This is a genomic window from Clostridium sp. (genome assembly GCF_051656525.1).
GTDB lineage: Bacteria > Bacillota > Clostridia > Clostridiales > Clostridiaceae > Clostridium.
The window spans coordinates 1-1,028 of sequence record NZ_JBOGCC010000368.1 but is presented as its reverse complement, the minus strand read 5'-3'; the positions used below and the strand labels follow the sequence as shown (position 1 = coordinate 1,028).

Genomic DNA, 1,028 nt, shown 5'->3' with positions numbered 1-1,028 from the left:
CGACAGGTCATCCACTGTGCAGCACTTGATACCTTTGGTGGGCGCATGGTCACACCTCCTGTGACAGTGTAACGAACACTTGCGGGATCAGGTCGGGACGCTGAATCAGTTGTTTCAGTTCGGTCAGACCGTGCGACTGTACCACTTGATTCACACGCTCAACGGTCAGCACCGATTCGTGCGAAGTTAACCATGTCATCAACGCCGGAAAGGTTGTTACACTGTCACTTACTGGCGGTGCTGGAGGCAACTGCTCCGCTTCAATCGCAACGGTCACTTCCGGCTCGACTGCTGGAACAGGTGGTACGGGCATTGGTGGTTCAACTGCTGGAACAGGTGGTACAACTTCCGGCTCAGAGGTTTCATCACCATAATGTTTAGCCCACGCTGCGGCGTACTGTTCGTTGTCCGATGGTAATGCCGGTTCAGGTGTTGTTACAGGTGGTGTCACAACCGGTACGCTCATCAGCTCTTTCAATTCAGCTTTCACGCCTGTAACGTAGTCGCTCCACTCTTCGGCGGTCATGTCTTGGCGTTTTTTACGTGCCTTCCATGTACCGTCTTGGTTACGGGTCTTTGAACCGGCGTGGATACGCTCGTCCCAAGGTAAACCTTCCGAGTCGATGAGGTCGGACACCGTGATATCTTCGGGACCACTAACGATAACCGGTGGATTTACACTGGTGTCCAGCACTGTTACGTGGTCGCGGTCATTCAACAGTGCTTCGAGTTCGTCGTCAGACAGAATCTTCTCTGTGACGCTGCAGTTACCGATAGTTTCGGTACGTTCAATGACCTTACCCTGTACCACTGGCGCACCGTGTGCTACGGCCATTTCGTGCAGAGCACGACTGAACGCGTTTAACGCGATTGGGTCATCAGTCGGCATGGTGAGTGTGAATGTGTTGTTGGTGTTCATGTCTTACTCCGTTGTGGTTTGTACTTGACGATGTGGTCATATTATGCGAGTATGACATTACTGTCAACACACGGAGCGAAAATAAAATGACGCATAATATCGAACTCAC

Annotated in this window: 1 protein-coding gene; it reads right to left on the bottom strand. The window is 51.8% G+C overall.

Going from position 1 to position 1,028, the window contains the following annotated elements:
- Positions 1-49: 49 nt before the first annotated feature.
- Positions 50-919: a hypothetical protein gene (locus tag ACRDDY_RS18160; protein ID WP_438566338.1), complete on the bottom strand. Its 870-nt coding sequence runs from the start codon at positions 917-919 to the stop codon at positions 50-52.
- Positions 920-1,028 lie beyond the last annotated feature (109 nt).